Origin of the sequence: Massilia timonae CCUG 45783, assembly GCF_000315425.1 — a bacterium.
GTDB lineage: Bacteria > Pseudomonadota > Gammaproteobacteria > Burkholderiales > Burkholderiaceae_D > Telluria > Telluria timonae.
Map to the genome: position 1 here is coordinate 411,315 of NZ_JH992926.1, position 19,320 is coordinate 430,634.

Annotated in this window: 18 protein-coding genes and 1 tRNA gene; 5 read left to right on the forward strand and 14 right to left on the reverse strand. The window is 65.9% G+C overall.

Annotated elements, in window-relative coordinates; all coding sequences use genetic code 11:
• Positions 1-5 precede the first annotated feature (5 nt).
• From cyoE to HMPREF9710_RS24640, 5 genes are all read right to left on the reverse strand, one after another.
• Complete coding sequence (gene cyoE, locus HMPREF9710_RS24620; RefSeq protein ID WP_005670983.1) at positions 6-935, reverse strand: heme o synthase; 930 nt, start codon at positions 933-935, stop codon at positions 6-8.
• A 126-nt stretch (positions 936-1,061) separates the two neighbouring features.
• Positions 1,062-1,742: a hypothetical protein gene (locus HMPREF9710_RS26805; RefSeq protein WP_005670985.1), complete on the reverse strand. Its 681-nt coding sequence runs from the start codon at positions 1,740-1,742 to the stop codon at positions 1,062-1,064.
• A 141-nt stretch (positions 1,743-1,883) separates the two neighbouring features.
• Positions 1,884-2,357 carry a copper chaperone PCu(A)C gene (locus HMPREF9710_RS24630; RefSeq protein WP_005670987.1) on the reverse strand — a complete coding sequence of 158 codons (474 nt, stop codon included), beginning with the start codon at positions 2,355-2,357 and terminating at the stop codon, positions 1,884-1,886.
• Between the two features lie 34 nt (positions 2,358-2,391).
• The gene (locus tag HMPREF9710_RS24635) at positions 2,392-3,006 is read right to left on the reverse strand and encodes an SCO family protein (protein WP_005670989.1); all 615 of its coding nucleotides are present in this window, start codon (positions 3,004-3,006) and stop codon (positions 2,392-2,394) included.
• Positions 3,007-3,118: 112 nt separating this feature from the next.
• Positions 3,119-3,475: a hypothetical protein gene (locus HMPREF9710_RS24640; protein ID WP_005670991.1), complete on the reverse strand. Its 357-nt coding sequence runs from the start codon at positions 3,473-3,475 to the stop codon at positions 3,119-3,121.
• Between the two features lie 281 nt (positions 3,476-3,756).
• Here HMPREF9710_RS24640 and HMPREF9710_RS24645 point away from each other — a divergent pair, with 281 nt between their 5' ends.
• The 3 genes from HMPREF9710_RS24645 (at position 3,757) to map (ending at position 8,085) form a co-directional block, all read left to right on the forward strand.
• Entirely contained in the window at positions 3,757-6,972 is a 3,216-nt protein-coding gene (locus tag HMPREF9710_RS24645) for a di-heme oxidoredictase family protein (RefSeq protein ID WP_005670993.1), read from the forward strand.
• A gap of 130 nt (positions 6,973-7,102) precedes the next feature.
• The gene (locus HMPREF9710_RS24650) at positions 7,103-7,315 is read left to right on the forward strand and encodes a ParD-like family protein (RefSeq protein ID WP_005670995.1); all 213 of its coding nucleotides are present in this window, start codon (positions 7,103-7,105) and stop codon (positions 7,313-7,315) included.
• Positions 7,312-8,085, forward strand: coding sequence for a type I methionyl aminopeptidase (map, locus tag HMPREF9710_RS24655; RefSeq protein ID WP_005670997.1), 774 nt, complete (start codon positions 7,312-7,314; stop codon positions 8,083-8,085). The genes HMPREF9710_RS24650 and map overlap by 4 nt, the downstream gene beginning before the upstream one ends.
• On the opposite strand, the gene HMPREF9710_RS24660 is transcribed toward map, so the two are convergent.
• The 4 genes from HMPREF9710_RS24660 to udk form a co-directional block, all read right to left on the reverse strand.
• Entirely contained in the window at positions 8,082-8,468 is a 387-nt protein-coding gene (locus HMPREF9710_RS24660) for a DsrE family protein (protein WP_157225740.1), read from the reverse strand. The two genes, map and HMPREF9710_RS24660, sit on opposite strands and share 4 nt — an antisense overlap.
• Positions 8,465-8,911 carry a glycine cleavage system protein H gene (locus HMPREF9710_RS24665; RefSeq protein ID WP_005671002.1) on the reverse strand — a complete coding sequence of 149 codons (447 nt, stop codon included), beginning with the start codon at positions 8,909-8,911 and terminating at the stop codon, positions 8,465-8,467. The genes HMPREF9710_RS24660 and HMPREF9710_RS24665 overlap by 4 nt, the downstream gene beginning before the upstream one ends.
• Positions 8,912-8,948: 37 nt before the next feature.
• A tRNA-Sec gene (locus HMPREF9710_RS24670) sits at positions 8,949-9,044 on the reverse strand.
• Between the two features lie 32 nt (positions 9,045-9,076).
• Positions 9,077-9,754: a uridine kinase gene (gene udk / locus HMPREF9710_RS24675; RefSeq protein WP_005671004.1), complete on the reverse strand. Its 678-nt coding sequence runs from the start codon at positions 9,752-9,754 to the stop codon at positions 9,077-9,079.
• 182 nt (positions 9,755-9,936) lie between these two features.
• Here udk and HMPREF9710_RS24680 point away from each other — a divergent pair, with 182 nt between their 5' ends.
• Positions 9,937-12,180: a phosphocholine-specific phospholipase C gene (locus HMPREF9710_RS24680; RefSeq protein ID WP_005671005.1), complete on the forward strand. Its 2,244-nt coding sequence runs from the start codon at positions 9,937-9,939 to the stop codon at positions 12,178-12,180.
• Positions 12,181-12,204: 24 nt separating this feature from the next.
• Entirely contained in the window at positions 12,205-12,795 is a 591-nt protein-coding gene (locus HMPREF9710_RS24685; RefSeq protein ID WP_005671007.1) for a PEP-CTERM sorting domain-containing protein, read from the forward strand.
• A 552-nt stretch (positions 12,796-13,347) separates the two neighbouring features.
• On the opposite strand, the gene HMPREF9710_RS24695 is transcribed toward HMPREF9710_RS24685, so the two are convergent.
• The 5 genes from HMPREF9710_RS24695 to selA all read right to left on the reverse strand — a co-directional run bounded on the left by HMPREF9710_RS24695 (position 13,348) and on the right by selA (position 19,319).
• Positions 13,348-14,682, reverse strand: coding sequence for an IS4 family transposase (locus tag HMPREF9710_RS24695; protein WP_040775003.1), 1,335 nt, complete (start codon positions 14,680-14,682; stop codon positions 13,348-13,350).
• Positions 14,683-14,745: 63 nt separating this feature from the next.
• Positions 14,746-15,192 (reverse strand): hypothetical protein, encoded by a 447-nt coding sequence (locus tag HMPREF9710_RS24700; protein WP_005671009.1) that lies wholly within the window; start codon positions 15,190-15,192, stop codon positions 14,746-14,748.
• A gap of 39 nt (positions 15,193-15,231) precedes the next feature.
• Entirely contained in the window at positions 15,232-15,720 is a 489-nt protein-coding gene (locus HMPREF9710_RS24705; protein WP_040778183.1) for an Hcp family type VI secretion system effector, read from the reverse strand.
• Between the two features lie 212 nt (positions 15,721-15,932).
• Positions 15,933-17,849 (reverse strand): selenocysteine-specific translation elongation factor, encoded by a 1,917-nt coding sequence (selB, locus tag HMPREF9710_RS24710; RefSeq protein WP_005671010.1) that lies wholly within the window; start codon positions 17,847-17,849, stop codon positions 15,933-15,935.
• 18 nt (positions 17,850-17,867) lie between these two features.
• Positions 17,868-19,319: an L-seryl-tRNA(Sec) selenium transferase gene (gene selA / locus HMPREF9710_RS24715; RefSeq protein WP_005671012.1), complete on the reverse strand. Its 1,452-nt coding sequence runs from the start codon at positions 19,317-19,319 to the stop codon at positions 17,868-17,870.
• Position 19,320 lies beyond the last annotated feature (1 nt).

Below are 19,320 nucleotides of genomic sequence, written 5' to 3' on the forward strand. Positions count from 1 at the left end.
AAAATTCAGACCGGAATGTAATGGTCCAGCAGCAGCGCCGCGAACAGCAGCGCCAGGTACATGATCGACCAGGCAAAGGATTTGCGGGCGATCCGGTCGCTGTAGCGCTTGTGGACCAGCCAGCCGTAGCGCAGGAACACGGCGTTCAGCGCACAGGCGGCCACCAGGTAGACCACGCCGCTCATCCCCACCGCCCATGGCAGCGCGGCGCCGGCCGCCAGCGCCAGGCTGTAGCGCCACACCTGCAGGCCGGTGTGCGCCATGCCGTGCGTGACCGGCAGCATCGGCAGGCCGGAGCGCGCGTACTCGTCGCGGCGGTACATCGCCAGCGCCCAGAAGTGCGGCGGCGTCCACAAGAAAATGATCAGGACCAGCAGCCAGGCTTCCAGCGGCACCGTATTGGCGACCGCGGCCCAGCCCAGCGCCGGCGGCATCGCGCCCGCGAAGCCGCCGATCACGATGTTTTGCGGGGTGTTCGGCTTGAGCAGCAGCGTGTAGATGAAGGCGTAGCCGACGAAAGTCGCCAGGGTCAGCCACATCGTCAACGGATTGACCCGGGTATACAGCAGCGCGGCGCCGGCGCCGCCCAGCAGCAGCGAGAAGACGACAGTGTGCAGCGGGCTCAGGCTGCCGCTGGCGGTCGCGCGGCGGGCGGTGCGCGCCATGCGGGCGTCGATCCGCGCTTCGAGCAGGCAGTTGACTGCGAAAGCAGCGCCGGCCAGCAGCCAGATGCCGGCGCCGCTGAACAGCAGCACGCTCCAGCCGGGGAATCCCTCGCTGGCCAGCAGGCTGCCGATGACGGCGCAGAACACGGTCAGCATCGTGACGCGCGGCTTGGTCAGCGCCCAGTACTGCGAACAATGGCGGGCCAGGCCGGCAGCGGCGCGGTCGCCCAGTTCCGCCGTTTCTACATCTACAACTTTAACGTTCGACATGATCGCTCGACCGCGGTGCGACAATGGCGGTCCTTTACCCAAAACCCGACATCCTAGAGGAAATCGCGGCGCAGACAAACGGGCAAAATGTCTCAGTTGCCGTACATGCCATGCAATTCAGGCCGGCTAAGCCGCTTCTTCGGGCACTGCCGCGGGCGCATGCACGACGCCGGGAACCGGTTTTGCCGGCATCTGATGCATGAAAACCACATGCTGGACCATGCACAGCGCGATATAGCCAAGCAGCTCGCACCATTCTTCGAACGTCTGAGCGGTGGGAATCACCCTGTCGAGATGACAAGACATATGGCCCTCGGCGCAGGTCGATCCCAGGGCGGCCGCAAACATGACGACCAGGAGCACCCAGGGCAGGCGGTGGGAGAAGGCGGCCCGCAGCGGCCCGTCGATCCGGTAGTACAGGGCGCTGAGCACCAGCCAGGCCAGCAGCACGGCGGCGCCGGGCTTGACCAGCGGCTCGATCTGGAGCGCCGTCGCGGCCATGGTCTCGCTGGCAGGGCCGGACAGCCATGCCCTCCCCCAACTGAGTTCGCGCCCCGCCAGCAGCAGCCAGACCGGCGCGGCCCACAGCGCCAGCATGGCGACGCGCGCCGGCCGCGCGCGCAAGTACATCAGCAGCGCCAGCACGCAGCCGGCCCCCAGCACCAGCACCTGCAGGCTTTCCAGCAGCCCGCCCTCGCGCGACCAGGTCGCCGGCAGCACCAGGCTGGCCGGATAGCAGGCGGCCAGCGCCGCCAGCAGCGACCATTCGCCGCGTCCGGCCGGCAACCAGGAAAGACTTCGTCGCATAAGCGCTCCATTCGCATGAGGCCGCGGCTCCCTGTCGGGAGACCCGTCGGCAATCAGGCGATTGTACGAAGCAGCATCACGCGCACGATTGGTTTACGTGAAAATCCTACCGGTGGTTGTTGTTTTCAGGTCAAGTACCGCTCAGTGGCCTGCGTGGGCTGGCTTGGCGGCGCTGTTCAGGGCTTTCACGGGCGCCTTGATCTCGACCTGCTCGCGCTTGCCGTCCTTGCCCTCGAATACCAGCGTCAACGGCACCGTATCGCCCTCCTTCACCTGGGCTTTCAGGTTCATCATCATGATGTGATGGCCGCCCGGCTTGAGCTCCACCGTTTTGCCGGCGGGCAGCTCGACCGACTGCACCTGGCGCATGCGCATCACGTCGCCCTGCATCGCCATCTCGTGCACCTCGACCGTCGGGGTCAGCGGCGAGCTGACCGAGACGAACTTGCTGTCCTTGGCCGCCTGGAGCTGCATGAAGGCGCCGGTCGCCTTCTGTTGTGGAACGGTGGCGCGCACCCAGGCGTCCTTGACGGTGACGTTGGCCTGGGCTTGGGCGGAACTTGCGACGGCGGCCAGCATGGCGGCGGCGGCGACGGTGCGGATGAAGTGCTTCATGGTGTTCTCCTTGAATGGTCTGGATTGGCGGGGCTCAGGCGGCATGCAGCAGCTTGCGCACGTCGGCAGCGTACTCGATCGCCGACTGGCTGTGCGACAGTTTCAGGCGCAGCTTGCCCTTGGTGTCGTAGGCATAGGTGACCGAGGTATGGTCGACGGTGTAGGAATCGCCGGTCGGCACTTTCTGGTAGATCACCTTGAATTCCTTCGCGGTCTCGGCCAGCCGTTCCTGGTCGCCGTACAGGGCGAGGAAGGTCGGATCGAAGGCCGCCGTATAGGCATGCAGGACCTCGGGCGTGTCGCGCTCCGGATCGACGCTGATGAACAGCACCTGCAGGCGGTCGCCGTCCGGCCCCAGCAGGGCCTTGACCTCGGCCGCGCGCGCCAGCGCGGTCGGGCACACGTCCGGGCACTGGGTGAAGCCAAAGAACACCAGCACGACCTTGTCCTTGAAGTCGGCCAGCGTGCGTTCCTGGCCGCTCGGATCCTTCAGGCGGAAATCCCGGCCGAAATCGGCGCCGGTGATGTCGGCGCCGTTGAAACTGACCGAACTGCCCATGCTGCAGCCGGCCAGCGCGCCCAGCGCGAGGACCGCGCCGGACAGCACGAAGGCGCGGCGCGAGGTATGACGTGAAACTCGTTGATGCATCTTGCTACTCCTGACTACTTGTACGTTGAGCGCGACCTGCGGGCGCGTCCCGATGGGCCACGCCGCGCTGCGCGCGTAAAGACTGCGCCGACCTTGCGCCGGCGCGAGAACGTCAGGAGTGCGCGGGCGGCCCGCGTGGCGGAAGCGGTGCGCCGGCAGTGGCGGCGACATGGAAGACGGCGGGCACATGCACCACCGCGGCGGCCGGCTGCGGCGGCGGAACGCATGGCGTCGCCAGCGGCGGCGGCGCGGTGGCGGGCAGGCACAGCGGGCAATCGAGGGTATGCCCCCTGGGGTGCACGGCGGCGCCGTCGCGGTCGACGAGCACGACCTTGACGCCACCGTCGGCGCATACCAGCGCCATCGAGACTGGCTGCACCATGGGTGCGGCGCTGGCGGCGCCCAGGGTAAGGACAAACCAGGCCAGAACCAGACGGACCAGCATCGACGATGTGCGCAGGATGTGCATGACCTTCGATTATTGGTGATGACTTCCACTCCCGTCAACGGCAAGCTGCATCCAGGATCGCTTTCATCGTGTGAATCATGACGCATGCGCTTGACAGGTATTGACGTGCCGGATATCTTAACGGCAAAAAGTTGCCTTAGAGCAATTAACCCTTGGTATCAAGGGGGGGCACCAGAAGACGGCCGCAAGGCACGCGGAAAAGGCAAGGCCTGCGCGGTGCGGATGGCGGTTGCCGCCGGCGCAGGATTCCCAATCAAGAATGGATAACCAAGGAGTATCAAATGAACCTACTGCCTCGCGGGCAGTCCTCAGGCCGTTACCGCATGCCCGGCCTCGCACTCGCGCTCACGATATTGCTTGCCGGTTGCGGTGGTGGAAATGGCGAATCGCCCATGTCTTCCATGCAAAGCGCCAGCAAGAGCCTGTTCAACGCCTTTTCCGCAGCGGCCGAGGGCCCGGAAATGCCCCTCACCCCGAAAGCCGCTACCGCCACGTCGCGCGAGCGCGACGACCTCGACGCCAGGTTCGCCATCGACGGCGACCGCAACACCCGTTGGGGCAGCCGGTTCACGGATGACCAGGACTTCACGCTCGAGTTCGCGCAGAACGTGGTCATCACCCGGGTCCGCATCGACTGGGAGAACGCGCACGCGCGCAAGTACGCGCTGCAGGTTTCCGAGGACGGCGACAGCTGGACCACGATCAAGACCGTGAACGACAGCCAGGGCGGCGTCGAGGACCTGACCGGCTTCGCCGGCGAGGGCCGCTACCTGCGCGTGAAAGGCATCGAGCGCGCCGGCCAGTATGGTTATTCGATCCTCGAGATCCAGGCCTTCACCGGCACCCCGTCCAACCCCGACGCGCCGACCGAACCCGCTCCCGGGATCCCGGTCGACCTGAGCAAGCCGGGCGTGCCCGTCAAGCCGGCCGGCGCGAGCTCGTCGCGGCCCGAGAACGGCGGCCTGGGCGCCTCGATGGCGATCGACGGCGAGCCGAACACCCGCTGGGCCAGCCACCAGGACGATGGCAATGGCGGCTGGATCCAGTTCGACTTCGCCGCGCCGACCCCGATCGGCTACATCAAGCTCAATTGGGAGAATTCCTACGCGAAGCAGTTCAAGCTGCAGACCTCGAACGACAACGTCAACTGGACCGACCTGCGCATCGTCGACAAGGGCCAGGGCGGCGTCGAGGAATTCTTCAACCTCAATACCGTCGCCAGGCACGTGCGCCTGCAGGGCCTGATGCGCGCCACGCAATATGGCTACTCGCTGTGGGAGGTCGAGTTCAAGACCCCGGGCAGCGATAACACCATCCCCGCGCAGCCGACTTCGGCGCACCCATTCCCGGCCAACGGCAACGGCTGGACCCCTCTGCCGGGTTCGAACGACGCCCTCGAGTCGCTCCAGTTCACGCTGGCGGACGGCACCCTGGTGACCCGCTTCGGCGTCCGCGTCCAGGACCGCCATGGTCGCGAACGCGGCGAGGAGTGGAACGAGATCGGCTACGGCCCCAACGAGACGGTCGACCCCGCCACCGGCCTGCCGCGCGACAAGGGCCCGGGCCGGCACCTGACCTTCGTGCCGCAATACCACCAGAACCGCACCTGGGGCGTCGAGATCATCGACCGCAGCCGCGTGCCGAACAACACCCGTCCGGTCCTGATCGTCAACCAGTACACGCAGGTGGACTTCCGGCCGGGCGAAGTGGCATTCTTCCGCGGCTTCGACCGGCCGGGGGTCACCGGCTTCGGCTGGATGAATCCGGGCCAGCTGGTCAACGACAAGGTCGCGATGTGCCCGGCGACGCCCTACCCGCGCAACAATACGCTGTACAACGCGAACCTGGCCAACGGCGACTGCGCCCTGCAGCACTGGAACTATCCGGGCCACGCCGAACTGAACGCCGACGGCTTCCCGAACGGCCGCAGCGTCCCGGCTAGGCCGCTGGTGGCCGGCGACGTGGTCGAGATCTCGCCCTCGATGTTCTCGACCACCGCGGCGATGCAGGCCAAGGGCGACTTCGGCGGCATCCGCTACTACTCGAACGAGTGGACCTATGTGGTCGGCCAGGGCCTGCGTCCGTGGTATGGCGTGCAGCCGCGGCTGATGAACGCGCCGCTGCCCCTCGACACCCTGTCGGGCGGCATCGGCTCGGTGTCCTATAACTACAGCGACAACGGCAGTTTCATGTTCCAGCAGCCGCACAACAACACCGGCATGCAGAACATGCAGCGCTTCGTCGAAGGGCGCCGCCTGGTGCACACCAACTTCACCACCGGCAAGCACAACGAGCCGGGCAACGATCCGCATCCGAACATCGCCGGACTCCAGGGCCAGCGGTTCAACCAGGCCGCCTGTATCGCCTGCCACACGAATAACGGCCGCAGCCCGGCGCCGGAAGTGGGCCGGCGCCTGGACACCATGGCCGTGCGCGTGGCCACGACCGCGGCCGACGGCGCCCAGCTGCCGCACCCGACCTATGGCACGACGGTGCAGATGAACGCCTCGACCGCGGCCGGCACGCCGCAGAACTGGGGCGGCGTGCGCGTCAAGGAGTTCGACACGCGCACGGTCAAGCTCGCCGACGGCACTGACGTGCAGTTGCGCAAGCCGGTGCTGGTGTTCGACGGCCCGACCCCGGACACGGTGTCGCTGCGCGCGGCCCAGCCGATGATCGGCACGGGCCTCCTCGAAGCGGTGCCCGAGGCCGACATCCTGGCGCGCGTGCGCAGCACGCCCGACCAGGACGGCGTCAAGGGCGTGGCCAACTTCGTGTTCGATCCGGAGACCGGCGCGGTGCACCTGGGCCGCTTCGGCTGGAAGGCCTCGAAGGCGACGTTGCGTCACCAGACCGCCAGCGCGCTGCTGCAGGACATGTCGGTGACCTCGCCGGTCTATCCGAACCGCAGCTGCGACAGCAACCCGGCAGGCTGCGCCACGGCGCCCAAGGAACGCGGCATCTCGGAAGCCGACCTGAAGCAGATCTCGAACTACCTGGCCCTGCTGGCCGTGCCGGCCCAGCGCAGCCTGCCGAGCGGCTTCCCGAAAGGCGTGTCGCCGATCGAGGAACTGGACGTCGACACCCGCCAGGTCGCCGCCGGCGCCAAGCTGTTCGAAGCCATGCGCTGCGTGGCCTGCCACACCGCCTCGATGAAGACCGGCTCGAACCACCTGTTCGCGGAACTGCGCGACCAGACGATCCGTCCTTACACCGACCTGCTGCTGCACGATATGGGTCCTGGCCTCGCCGACGACTACAAGGAAGGCCAGGCCAGCGGCCGCATGTGGCGCACGCCGGCGCTGTGGGGCCTGGGCTACACCGAAAAGGTGCTGGACCGCGAAGGCGCCGTCGGCTACCTGCACGACGGCCGCGCGCGCAACCTGACCGAAGCGATCATGTGGCACGACGGCGAAGCCGCCGCCGCGCGCAACCGCTTCGCCAGGCTGAGCAAGGCCCAGCGCGACGAGTTGATGGCCTTCCTGCGCTCGCTGTAAGCTGAACGCAGCAAGGCCAGGATGAATGGCGCCGGGAGCGATCCCGGCGCCATTTTTGTTTAGCGACCGCATTGACGGAATATACGGAACGTATATACTCAACATACGATTCATATATTGGAGTATCGCCATGGGCATCGTCAACATCGAGGACGACCTGCACGACCAGGTCCGCCTCGCCACCAAGGTTTCTTGCCGCTCGATCAATGCGCAAGCCGCGTTCTGGATCAAGGTCGGCATGCTGTGCGAAACCAATCCCACCCTCAGCTTCAACGAGATCGTCGCGCGCGAGCTGGCTGCTGCCGGCGTATCGGCGCCGCCCCTCACCCTGAGCGCGGCATGACCAAGCAACCGCATGAGCTGGCGCTGATGGCCGAGTCGGGCCGCCTGCTGGCGTCCGTATTCGGCATGCTCGACCAGCTTCCCCTGGCCGGCATGACCACGCTCGAAGTCGACACGCTCGTCGAACGCTTCATCGTCGACCAGCTCGGCGCGCGGCCCGCCAGCAAGGGCCAGTACGACTACGGTTTCGTGCTCAATTCGTCCATCAACCACGTGGTCTGCCACGGCGTGCCGTCGACGACCGACGTGCTCAAGGACGGCGACATCGTGAATTTCGACATCACGCTCGAAAAGAACGGCTACATCGCCGACTCCAGCAAGACCTACCTGGTCGGCCAGGTCGATCTGGATGCGCGCCGGCTGGTGCAGACCACCTACGAGGCGATGTGGAAGGGCATTCGCGCGGTGCGACCGGGGGCCACCCTGGGCGACGTCGGCTGGGCCATCGAGCGCCATGCCAAGCGCAATGGCTGTTCGGTGGTGCGCGAGTATTGCGGCCATGGCATCGGCCGCGAGATGCACGAGGAACCGCAGGTGCTGCACTTCGGATCGAAAGGAACCGGGCTGAAGCTGCGTGAGGGCATGGTGTTCACCATCGAACCCATGCTCAACCGGGGTGGACGCAGCGTGCGCACCGAGGATGATGGCTGGACGGTGGTGACGCGCGATGGATCGCTGTCGGCGCAGTTCGAGCACACGGTGGCCGTCACGGCCACGGGCGTCGCGGTGCTGACCCTGCGTCCCGAAGAACGCGCGATGATCGCGCTCTAGAACACCAGCATGCGCCAGCCCGGCGCGCTGCCTTGCTCGACGAACGAGACCATGCCTTCGACACCGGCGCATTGCGGGGCCAGCATGGCGCGATCAACGCCGCTGGCATGCAGCGCCTGGGTGCAGGCGCGGATCTCCACGCCAAGATCAAGGCTGGCCTCCAGGTGACGTGCGATCGCCCACTGTTCGGCGCCGAAGCCGGTCAGGCGCGCCGCATTGTCAGCCAGCAGCCACTGCACCGACTGGCTGGAAAACAGCATCTTGACCCGCATGTCGAGCGCCGCCGCCGCTTGCGCGGCCATGAACGGCGTGGCAAGCAGTTCGGGACGCGACAGGTCGCAGGACCAGACCAGGATGGCCAGCCCACGCTCTCCCATGCTCACGGCTTGATCCAGTCGTCGCTCGGCTCGAGCCGCATGCGGCGCTCGGCCTGTTCGGCCAGGGTGGCGCCATGCGCCAGCCGGGCACGGTCGCGCTCCCAGTCGCTGGCCTGGACCACGGAGATCCAGCCCTTGCCGTACGGGTCCTGGTTGATGAGTTCGGGCTTGTCTTCGAGCAGCTCGTTGATCTCGACCACCGTGCCGGAAACCGGCGTCTTGATCGTCACCACCGTCTTGCTCAGCTCGACGACGCCCATGGTCTTGCCCTGCTCGAGCTCGGTGCCGACCGACTTCGGCCGGCACATATAAAAGTAATTACCGCTGATCTTGACGCCGAAGGCGCTGACGCCGACCTGCATGCGGCCGTCACCCAGGTCACGGCACCACATATCGTTCTCGAGATCGAAATAGCAGTCGTCCGGATAGTCGAAGCCGAGAATGAGCATGGTGTTGGTTTGGGGAAGGATCTAAGGGGCAACTGCATGGCGGAAGGATGCGGGAGTCGAACCCACCCGGCGACGCATGGCGCCACCAACTGGGTTTGAAGCCCAGCCGCCCCACCAGGGACGATTTCCTTCCGATGAGCACGCATTTTACCGCGTGCGGGCAATTCAATCCAGTGCCGGGCTGGAACGACGCTCCAGGATCTGCAGTTTGCCGAGCACGCTCGCCACCTTGGTGGTGATGACGTCGATCGCCGGGCCGTTGGCGCCGTGCGGCAGGATCATGTCGGCCTTGCGCCTGGTCGGCTCGATGAACTGCTTGTGCATCGGACGCACCGTGTCCAGGTACTGGCCGACGATGCTGTCCAGCGAACGGCCACGTTCGGCGACGTCGCGCTGCAGGCGGCGGATGAAGCGCACGTCGGGCGCGGTGTCGACGAAGATTTTCAGGGACATCATGTCGCGCAGGTCGGCATCGTACAGGGCGAACAAGCCCTCGATCACGATCACCGGGGCCGGCTTGACGGGAATGGTCTGGTCGGTGCGGTTGGACACGGTGAAGTCATAGATCGGCATCGCGATCGATTCGCCGTTGCGCAAGGCGCGCACGTGCTCGACCAGCAACGGCCAGTCGAAGGCTTGCGGGTGATCGTAGTTCTGCTCGCGCCGCTCTGCCATGGTGAGATGGGTCTGGTCGCGGTAGTAGTCGTCCTGCATGACGACAGAGACGAGATCGGCGCCGAACGACGACAGCACTTGCTGCGTCACCGTCGACTTGCCACTGCCGCTGCCGCCGGCGACGCCAATGACGAAGGGTACAAAAGGTTGCGAAGGGTTCTGATTCATCCCGCCATGATACCGGAGCGGCGGGGGTTTCGACAGGGGCGACGCGGGTTCGCGCGCCCGCGTGTCATGACATCGTCATGCACGTCGCTTACCTTGGCGAAGTTGCAAGCCATGTCGGCACGACAACACACAGCGGCACAGTTTGTTGCCCAATCGCAATCGAAAATTTCCGGACAGATCTCATGACTTCACGCCGCAGATTCCTGAGCAGCAGCGCCCGCGCCGGCATCGCCGCCGCCACCTACGCCGCCTTCCCGCCCGCCATCCAGCGCGCGCTGGCCATCCCCGCCAACAATGCCACCGGCACCATCCGCGACGTCGAGCACGTGGTGATCCTGATGCAGGAAAACCGCGCCTTCGACCATTACTTCGGCACGCTGGCCGGCGTGCGCGGCTTCGGCGACCGTTTCCCGATTCCGCTCCCGGAGGGCCGCAGCGTGTGGCAGCAGCGCATGGGCAACGGCAACCTGATGATGCCCTTCCACCTCGACGGCAGCAAGGGCAATGCCCAACGCGCCAACGGCACGCCGCACGACTGGCTCGACAGCCAGCTGGCCTGGGACAACGGCCGCATGGACCAGTGGCCGCGCTACAAGAATCCGATCTCGATGGGGTATTTCAAGGAGAGCGAAATCCCCTTCGCCTTCGCGCTGGCCAACGCCTTCACCCTGTGCGACGCCTACCACTGCGCGATGCACACCGGGACCGACGCCAACCGCTCGTTCTTCCTGACCGGCACCAATGGCGCGGTGCCGACCGGCACGGCCTTCGTCACCAACGAGTGGGATGCGATCGACGGCCTGCCGGGCGGCGTCAATACCGGCTACACCTGGACCACCTATGCCGAACGTCTCGAAGCGGCCGGCATCAGCTGGATCAGCTACCAGAACATGCCCGACGAGTGGGGCGACAATATGCTGGGCGCCTTCCGCCAGTTCAGGCGCGCCAATATCGCGTCGGGCTACCCGGTCTCGAGCGGCGGCGCGCCTGGCCAGCCCTACACCAATACCGGCCAGTCGCTGCCCTATAAAGCCTATGACGCGGCGACCGACAACCCGGACAATCCGCTCTACAAGGGCATCGCCAACACCTTGCCGGGGACCCGGCCCGAGCAGTACCTGGACGCCTTCAGGCGCGACATCCGCGAGGGCAAGCTGCCGCAGGTATCGTGGATGAACGCGCCATCGATCTACTGCGAGCATCCAGGCCCATCGAGTCCGGTGCAGGGTTCCTGGTTCCTGCAAGAGGTGCTGGACGCCCTGACCGCCAACCCCGAGGTCTGGAGCAAGACCGTCCTGATCGTCAACTTCGACGAGAACGACGGCTACTTCGACCACGTGCCCTCCCCCTCGGCCCCGTCACCCGACGGCAAGGGCGGCTACGCCGGCAAGTCCACGCTGGCGCCCGGCGACCTGGCGCACGAGTACTACACGCATCCACGGCCGCCCGGCAGCACCAAACAGCCGGCGCCGGACGGCCGCGTGTACGGCCCCGGCCCGCGCGTGCCGATGTACGTAATCTCGCCATGGAGCCGCGGCGGCTGGGTCAACTCGCATGTGTTCGATCACACCTCGGTGCTGCGCTTCCTGGAAGCGCGTTTCGGCGTGAAGGAGCCGAACATCAGCCCGTTCCGGCGGGCGGTATGCGGCGATCTCACCAGCGCCTTCAACTTCGTGTCGCCCAACGACGAGGCGTTGCCGGTGCTAACAGGGCGCAAGACGAAGAGCGAGGCGGATGCCCTGCGCGCCTCCCAGCAACGGCTGCCGCAGATCCCGGCGCCCGCCGCGCCGCAAATGCCCGTCCAGGCCGCGGGGACGCGACCCTCGCGCGCGCTGCCGTACGAGCTGGCGACCACCTGCGAGGTGCAGCCGGGCGCCACGATGGCCGCAGCGCGGGTGGCGCTCACCTTCATCAACACCGGCCGCCAGGGCGCGGTGTTCCACGTCTACGACCGCAAGAACCTGGCCGCCATCCCGCGCCGCTACACGGTCGAGGCGGGCAAGTCGTTGTCGGACGTGTGGACGCCGGCGGTCGGCGGCGCCTACGACCTGTGGGTGCTGGGGCCGAACGGCTACCACCGCCATTTCACCGGCAGCGCGCTGCGCGCCGTAGCGGCGGGCCAGCCGCGTCCCGACGTCCAGGTGCGCTGCGACGCCGCTGCCGGGGCGCTGGTGCTGCGCCTGGTGAACGCCGGCGCGGCGCCCTGCACCTTCAACCTGGGCGCGAACGCGTATGCGCCGCTACGGCAACAGCACACGCTGGCCCCGCGCACCGAACTCAGCGTGCGCATTCCCGTGGCGGGCAACGACTGCTGGTACGACTTCAGCGCCACGGTATCCGGCCAGCCCGACTACCTGCGCCGCTTCGCCGGCCGCGTCGAGACCGGTCGGCACACGGTCAGCGACCCGGCACTGGGCCGCATTTGATCAATTCGATAAAGAGAAAACACCATGCATCGCATCATCCGCAACTACCTCGCGAGCGCCGCCATCGCGCTGTGCGCCCCCTTCGCCTCGGCGGCAGTATTGAACTTCGACGACATCGTTGGCCCAGACGGCTTTGCCGCCGTGCCCGGTAACTACGGTGGCCTGGACTGGTCGGCGTCCGGCCTGAACGTATTTACCGCGCAAGGAGCGCCTTTCACGCCGCACTCGGGCCTGGGCCAGGTCACGACCGACTGGATCGACGGCGGGCCGATCGCAAACACCATTCGCTTCCTGGCGCCGACAGTGTTCAACGGTGCCTGGTTCTCGGGCTATGAGGACAGCAGCGTACGCTTCGACCTCTACTTCGCCGGCCGACTGGTCGCCAGCTCGGATGCGCTCCAACTGTCGGCCACGTCGGCTTTCCTCGATGCAGGTTGGGATGGCGCGATCGATTCGGTGGTCGTGCGCACCGGCGCCCAGGGTTCGTACGCGATGGACGACTTCACCTTCGTGGATTCCACGGAGGTACCTGAACCGGACGCACTCGCCCTGCTGCTGGCCGGCGCCGGCGGCCTGCTAGTCCTTCGGCGGAAACAGCAAGGTCCCCGGCCGTAGCAGCTTGAGGGACGATCTGGCTGCCTTGGCGAACAGTTAGAGGGAATGGGCCACTTGAGGCGATTCCTCTGTCTGGTGGAAGCTCGAAGAATACCGGGGGGCGCTAGCTCGGCGCCCTTTGTCATTTCTACGCACTTTCCCTAGCCCGTCCTAGCGGGGGCGGCAAAGAGAGAAGAACGAATACAACTAGCGATACGAACGACGCAGAAACGACAAGTTCGATGGCCGCGTCCTTTACGAGGTACCGGGGATTGGAAACAAAGAGGATCACGTACAGAAACGCAAAATTAGCTACCCCAGCCCCAAATGAGATCATAATTCGTGAAAACATCGCTGTACGTCCTCGCCGATGCTTTAGAACCAGCCATGTGATGACCGTCATGTCTAGGAATCCCATAACGAGAATGTTCAAAGCCGTCTCGGAGCTTAGGCTGGGGGTGAGTTCGGCTCCTATTAGCAAGTGGACCACCATCACTACAAAGGCTATTCCGAGCGAAATAAGCGTTCTCATACGAATGGCTCGATTGATGGCACCTCGTTATACACAACTCGTCAGTCTCCAAGTTCGCGTAGTGCTTGAAGGGTGAGAGCTGAGGCGCGCACGTCGCGCAGCCCTTCCCAGAGGGTCTTGGCACCAGGTTCGCCATCACCTTTTCGGCCCAAGAAGCCGCCCGCGCGGGCGATCAAGCGTATTACTTCGTTTAACGCCGGGTTGGGCTGGGGGCGTAATTTGTTGAGCAAGTAGGCGCCGCGTATCTCATCGGGATCAAAGAACAAGTGGGCATCCAGGTTCGGGCAGGTACGGCCCATGCGTACCAGATAGGCAATGCGCCAGGCTACGACCAAGTACAGCGCCAGTGCGCGCTCGATGCGCTCGATCGTGCCCAGCTGAAGTTCCTCGACCTTGCAGCCGTTCTTGAGCACATTGAACAGCATTTCAATTTCCCAGCGGGCGCGATACCAGTCGATCAATTCGGCCACCTCGGCCGCGCTGGTGGCGACCCGGTTCGTCAGCAGGCGCCATTCGATCGGCTTGACGCCGGCCGGAGCGCCGTGTTCACGCGCCACGATGCATGTGGCGGTCACCACCTTGCCCTTGCCCGCGTTCAGTTCGACCCGGCGTGCCCACAGCTGCTGGCGCACGATGCGCGCCTTGGCGCCCGGCCGCGCGGCCAGCGCGAACTCGATTTCCCCCAGCGGCGCGCCTTCCGTGGCATGCGGCCACAGCTTCTCGCTGTTGGGCAAGCAGCGGTTGTGCGCGGCGCGCACCAGCCAGTCCACCGGGCAGTCGAGCTGCTGCGCCCGCGCCATCAAGGGCAGCATGTCCGCCTCGCGGTCGGCCACATACACCAAGCGCGTGGCGGGCAGGCGCGGTGCCAGTTCCGCCAGTCTTTCGTAGCCTTCGATCCAGCGCAGGCTTTCCTTGGGGCCGCCGCGCTGGCCGTTGGTGTCGCGCAGCGCGCGCGCCCACATCCACACGTCCAGGATCCCCAGCGGCTCGCGCGCCGTCGTCACCGCGTAGGTGGGGTGGACGTACATGCCGCGCTGCGCTTCATAGCTGAGCGGTCCGAGGCCGCGCGCCTGCTGTCCGTTAAAGTCCAGTTCGGTCGTGTCCTGCAGACACAGCACCACCGACTGCTCGGCCATTCGCTGTTCCGTTTGCTGCCAGTGCGGCTCCAGGATTGCCCGCCAGTCGACGCCGTCATTGTCGAAGAAGCGATACGCGGCCATCGTCTCACCCCAGCCGTTACAGGCCTTTGGCACGCTCGCCGTCGGTGCCCCCGCCATTGTTTCCATCAGTGTCCTCGCTCGCCGGTTCAGGCGCGCGTCGCCCAGGTCGAGTTGCTCAAACTCCGAATCGGTCCATCCCTTCGATTTGCTCGCCAATTGCGCCACGCAAAAGACGAGAGTAAACGCGATTTTGCAAAGGTTTACAAGGGCGCTGGCAAGTCATTGAAAGTAAACGGGATTTTCAGCCGGCGTGGTGAGGCTGGCGGACTTGTGTATAACGAGGTGGATTGATGGACAGTTGAAATACATCCCGGCACTACTGCCGCCAGCTTGCACGACCTCCTCTACAAAGTTCACACAGTTGTGCGGCAATATTCCCCACTGCCATTTCTCCGCTAGTAGTTGAACTAGCTTGACATGCGCGCCAATAGGGTCGGGGATGTTGACGATCCAGCGCCGAATTTCTCGCTTGTTGTTCTCGCGTAAGTACCTCATATAGCCTTCCTCGCGCATGAACCAAGGGCGGCTATTCCAGCCGTCCACGTGGAAATACCAGCCGCCGCCAGTATAGAGCAGCGTATAACCGCAGAAATTGATCCCCCAACCGGACACGATGACAGCGCGGGTCATCTTGAAATCGAACGGTTTTATGGGGCACTGGTTCATTATTTCGCCAAGATAAGGGCTGGACATAAGCGCCACCGATTAGCAGACTCGATTGGTGCTGCAATTCCAGCCGCCAGTAGAGTTGCCCTGCGTGCCGCCCCTGATGCTTTGCCTTACATACTTCCACTGAATTATGGAGAATGCCAGCTGGACCCGTTCAGTGATGATTCCGCCATCCCCGCTATCTGGAGTGATGCTGGCAATCAGCAAATTTTCTAAGTCGATTCGGAAGTAAGGGACCGGATTTCCATTGCCATCCGCTCGAAGGAATTCAAAAGTTGCCTTTGGAATCGTCTTCCCCGCTGCACAAGTTTGCAGCAGCACTGGGGAAGAAATGTCTGCGAGCTTCTTGAAAGTGATCGGGAAAAGGTCTGCCCTGCCGCTAGTGTGGCCTCCACCAGTCGATACTACTTCCGCTCTTGGCTGGAAAATTAAGTACTGGACCTTGCTAACTTCAATCCAATCCTTGTGCCGCTCATCCGTAGATTCACCCTTGATCCCATCAATCTGCAAGTACGCGTCATTCATATTGCCCCCGTTGTATGTAGAACGGGGATTCTTGCCCGACTGAACAGGTGCAAGGTTGGCAAGAGTCAGGAAGCAGTCGGAGCCAGATCAACAAGCAATCTTCCCAGCCCGGCATTTTCAGAGAGTGATTTTGGAGAGTAGCTGTCCGCAAGGCGCATCGTCGGCCACGAAGGTTTTGCCGTCGCGGCCGGCAACTACGGTGGCCTGCCTAGCTAGTCCTTCGGCGGAAACAGCAAGGTCCCCGGACGTAACAGGTGCACGTCGCCGACCCGGCGCAAGAAGCCGATCCGGTCGAAGAACTCGAGGATCTGGATCGCGCGCTTGCGGCCGAGTCCCGTCTCGTCGCGGAAACGTCCCGCCGTGACCTGGCCCTGGGCATCCTCCCGCGCCAGGCGGCGCACCAGGTCGGCGGCCTCCTGCATGACGGCCGGGTGGTAGAACAGGTCCTTAACGACCTGGTACACGTCGCCCCCGCGCGCCATGCGGCCCAGCACCTGGCGCACCTGCGCTTCGGGCAGGCGCGCTGTCTGGGCGATGTCGCGCACCCAGGGCGGATCGAAGCGCCCGTCCAGCAGTTTCGGCAGCGCGTGTTCGGCCACCACCTGCTCGGCCGCGCGCAAGGCCACGCCGTGCTCCGGCAGATGCAGGAAGCCGTTGCGGCGATTGATGCCGCCGGTCGCGATCATGTGTTCGGTCAGCTGCAGCCACAATGCCTCGGGCATGCGCGGCGCGGCCAGGCGGCGCGCGCGCAGCAGGTCGGGGCCGATCTCGTCGGGATACTTCGCATGGAAGTCGCCCAGCGCCCGCAGCAGGCCGGCCTCGTTCTCCTGCAGGCGCGCACGTGAAATCAGCCACTCGCCGCCGGCGCCGACCACGATGTCCGGCACCTTCTCCAGGTCGAACGGCCAGCGCGCCAGGCCGCTGCTCCTCAGCCAGGTCGCGCCGTTGACGCCATACGGCGCCTGGGCCAGCGCGCCCAGCAGGCGCGTCAGGGGTTCGTCGGCGCGCTGGGTCTCCAGATAGGCCAGGCGTTCCGGCGTCTGGCGATAGCGCACCGGCCCGAGGGGATCGAGCACCGACCCGCCGGCGACGGTGCGGATCGCCGAGGCGTCGCGCAAGATGAAACGGTCGCCGTGCCAGACGTTGGCCGGCTTGTGCAGCACCAGTTGCGCCGGCGCCGCCGCGCCGGGCGCGATCGACGGCTGGCCCAGCACCGCCACGGTGGCCAGGCAATCCTGGGTCGCGGCGTGCAGGTGCACCAGGGTGCCCGAGCGCAGCGCGCGCTCTTCGGTGGCCGCCACCTGCAGCCAGACGTCGATGCGCTGCGTCGTCAGCGCGATCGCCGGGTCGCACAGCACCTGGCCGCGCAACTCGTCGCTGCGTTCCAGGCCGGCCAGGCCGACCGCGCAGCGCTGGCCGGCGTGGGCTTCCTGCGCCGCCCGGCTGTGCACCTGCAGGCTGCGCACGCGATATTCCCTGTCCGGCGCGGCGGCCAGCGACAGGCCGTCGCCGATGCCGACCTTGCCGCTCGAGACGCTGCCCGCGACCACGGTGCCCACGCCATCGAGCGTGAACGCGCGGTCCAGGCCCATGCGAAAGCCCGCGCCGGGCGCGCCGTCGATGGGCGCCGCCTGCAGCTCCCGCACCAGCAGTGCGCGCAAGGCGTCGATGCCGTCGCCGCGGATGCTCGACACTTTCAGTACTGGGTAATCCTCGAGACCCGCGCTGGCCAGGAGGCCGGCGACCGCTGCCTCGGTCTCGGCCAGGCGCTCGGCGTCGACGCGGTCGATCTTGGTGATCACGGCGGCGCCGCGCCGCACGCCGAGCAGCGACAGGATGGTCGCGTGCTCGATCGTCTGCGGCATCGGACCGTCGTCGGCCGCGATCAGCAAAAGGCCGAAATCGATGCCGCTGGCGCCGGCGACCATCGTGCGCACCAGCTTTTCGTGGCCCGGCACGTCGACGAAGCCGATCCGGGCGCCATCCTCGAGAGGCATCCAGGCATAGCCCAGTTCGATGGTGATGCCACGCTTTTTCTCTTCCGGCAGGCGGTCGGCGTCGATGCCGGTCAGCGCGCGCACCAGCGCGGTCTTGCCATGGTCAATGTGTCCGGCGGTGCCGACGATCATGCGAAATCCTTTAGGTTCTTATGCTTCGACGAGCGCCGCGCGCAATGCGCCCAGCTGCCGCAGCAGCTCGGCCGGGTCGTCGACGCAGCGGCAGTCGAGCAGCAGGCGGTCGTCGGCGATGCGGCCGATTACCGGCAGCGGCAGCGCGCGCAGCGCTTCGGCCAAGGCGTCGAGCGCCGTGCCCATGCCACGCTTGCTGGAGAGGTTCGGCGCGATCGCCAGCCCGCTCGACGGCAGGCGGTCGATCGGCAGCGAGCCGGAACCGATCTGGCTCACCATCGTCTCCAGCGTCACCGTATAGCGCGGCGCCAGCGCCTCGCGCAGCGGCGTCAGGATGGCGTTCGCGGTGGCGCCCACCTGCTCCTGGGTGCGCGTCAGCCAGCGCAGGGTCGGCAAGTCGCGCACCAGCAGCTCGGGCTGCAGGTACAGCCGCAGCGTCGCTTCCAGCGCCGCCAGCGGCAGCTTCGACAGGCGCAGCGCGCGCTTCATCGGGAAGGTGCGGATGCGGGTGACGAATTCCTTCGAGCCGACGATCAGGCCGGCCTGCGGCCCGCCCAGCAGCTTGTCGCCCGAAAAGGTGACCACGTCGCAGCCGGCCGCCAGCATCTGCTGCGGCGTCGGTTCCTGCGGCAGGCCGTATTTGCCCATGTCGATCAGCGAACCGCTGCCCAGGTCGCTGACCAGGGCCACGCCGCGGGCGCGCGCCAGGGGGGCGAGTTCCGCCTCCGACACCGCGCTGGTGAAGCCCTGCACCGCGTAATTGCTGGTGTGAACCTTCAACAGGAGCGCGGTGCGCTCGTTGATGGCGCGTTCGTAGTCGGCCAGGTGGGTGCGGTTGGTGGTGCCGACTTCGACCATGTGGGCGCCGGCGCTGGCCATTACGTCGGGCATGCGGAAGGCGCCGCCGATTTCCACCAGTTCGCCGCGCGAGACGATCGCTTCGCGTCCGCCGCCCAGCGCCGCCAGCGACAGCAGCACGGCGGCGGCGTTGTTGTTGACCACGGTCGCGGCTTCGGCGCCCGTGATCTCGCACAGCAGGCCTTCGACGATGCTGTCGCGATCGCCCCGGCTGCCCCTGGCGAGTTCGTATTCGAGGTTGTTCGGGCCGGCCATCATCGCCACCAGGTGGTCGATTGCCGCTTGCGGCAGGACGGCGCGTCCGAGATTGGTATGGATGACCGTGCCGGTCAGGTTGATCACCCGGCGCATGTTCGGCGCCAGGCGTCCGGCGATACGCCCGGCCAGCATGTGGCCGAGCGCCTCCGGCAACAGCGCGCTCGCGGGGAGCGCGCCGGCCAGGGCCTGCGCGCGCAGGTTGTCCACTTGCGCGCGCGCTTCCAGCGCGACCAGGGTATGGCCGTGGCTGGAAACCAGCCCCTGCACGGATGGCAGGCGCAGCAGTTTATCGATCGAAGGCAGATCCTTGACTGTCGCCTTCGAGCCGTGGACCACGGACTCGTCAAGCGACATG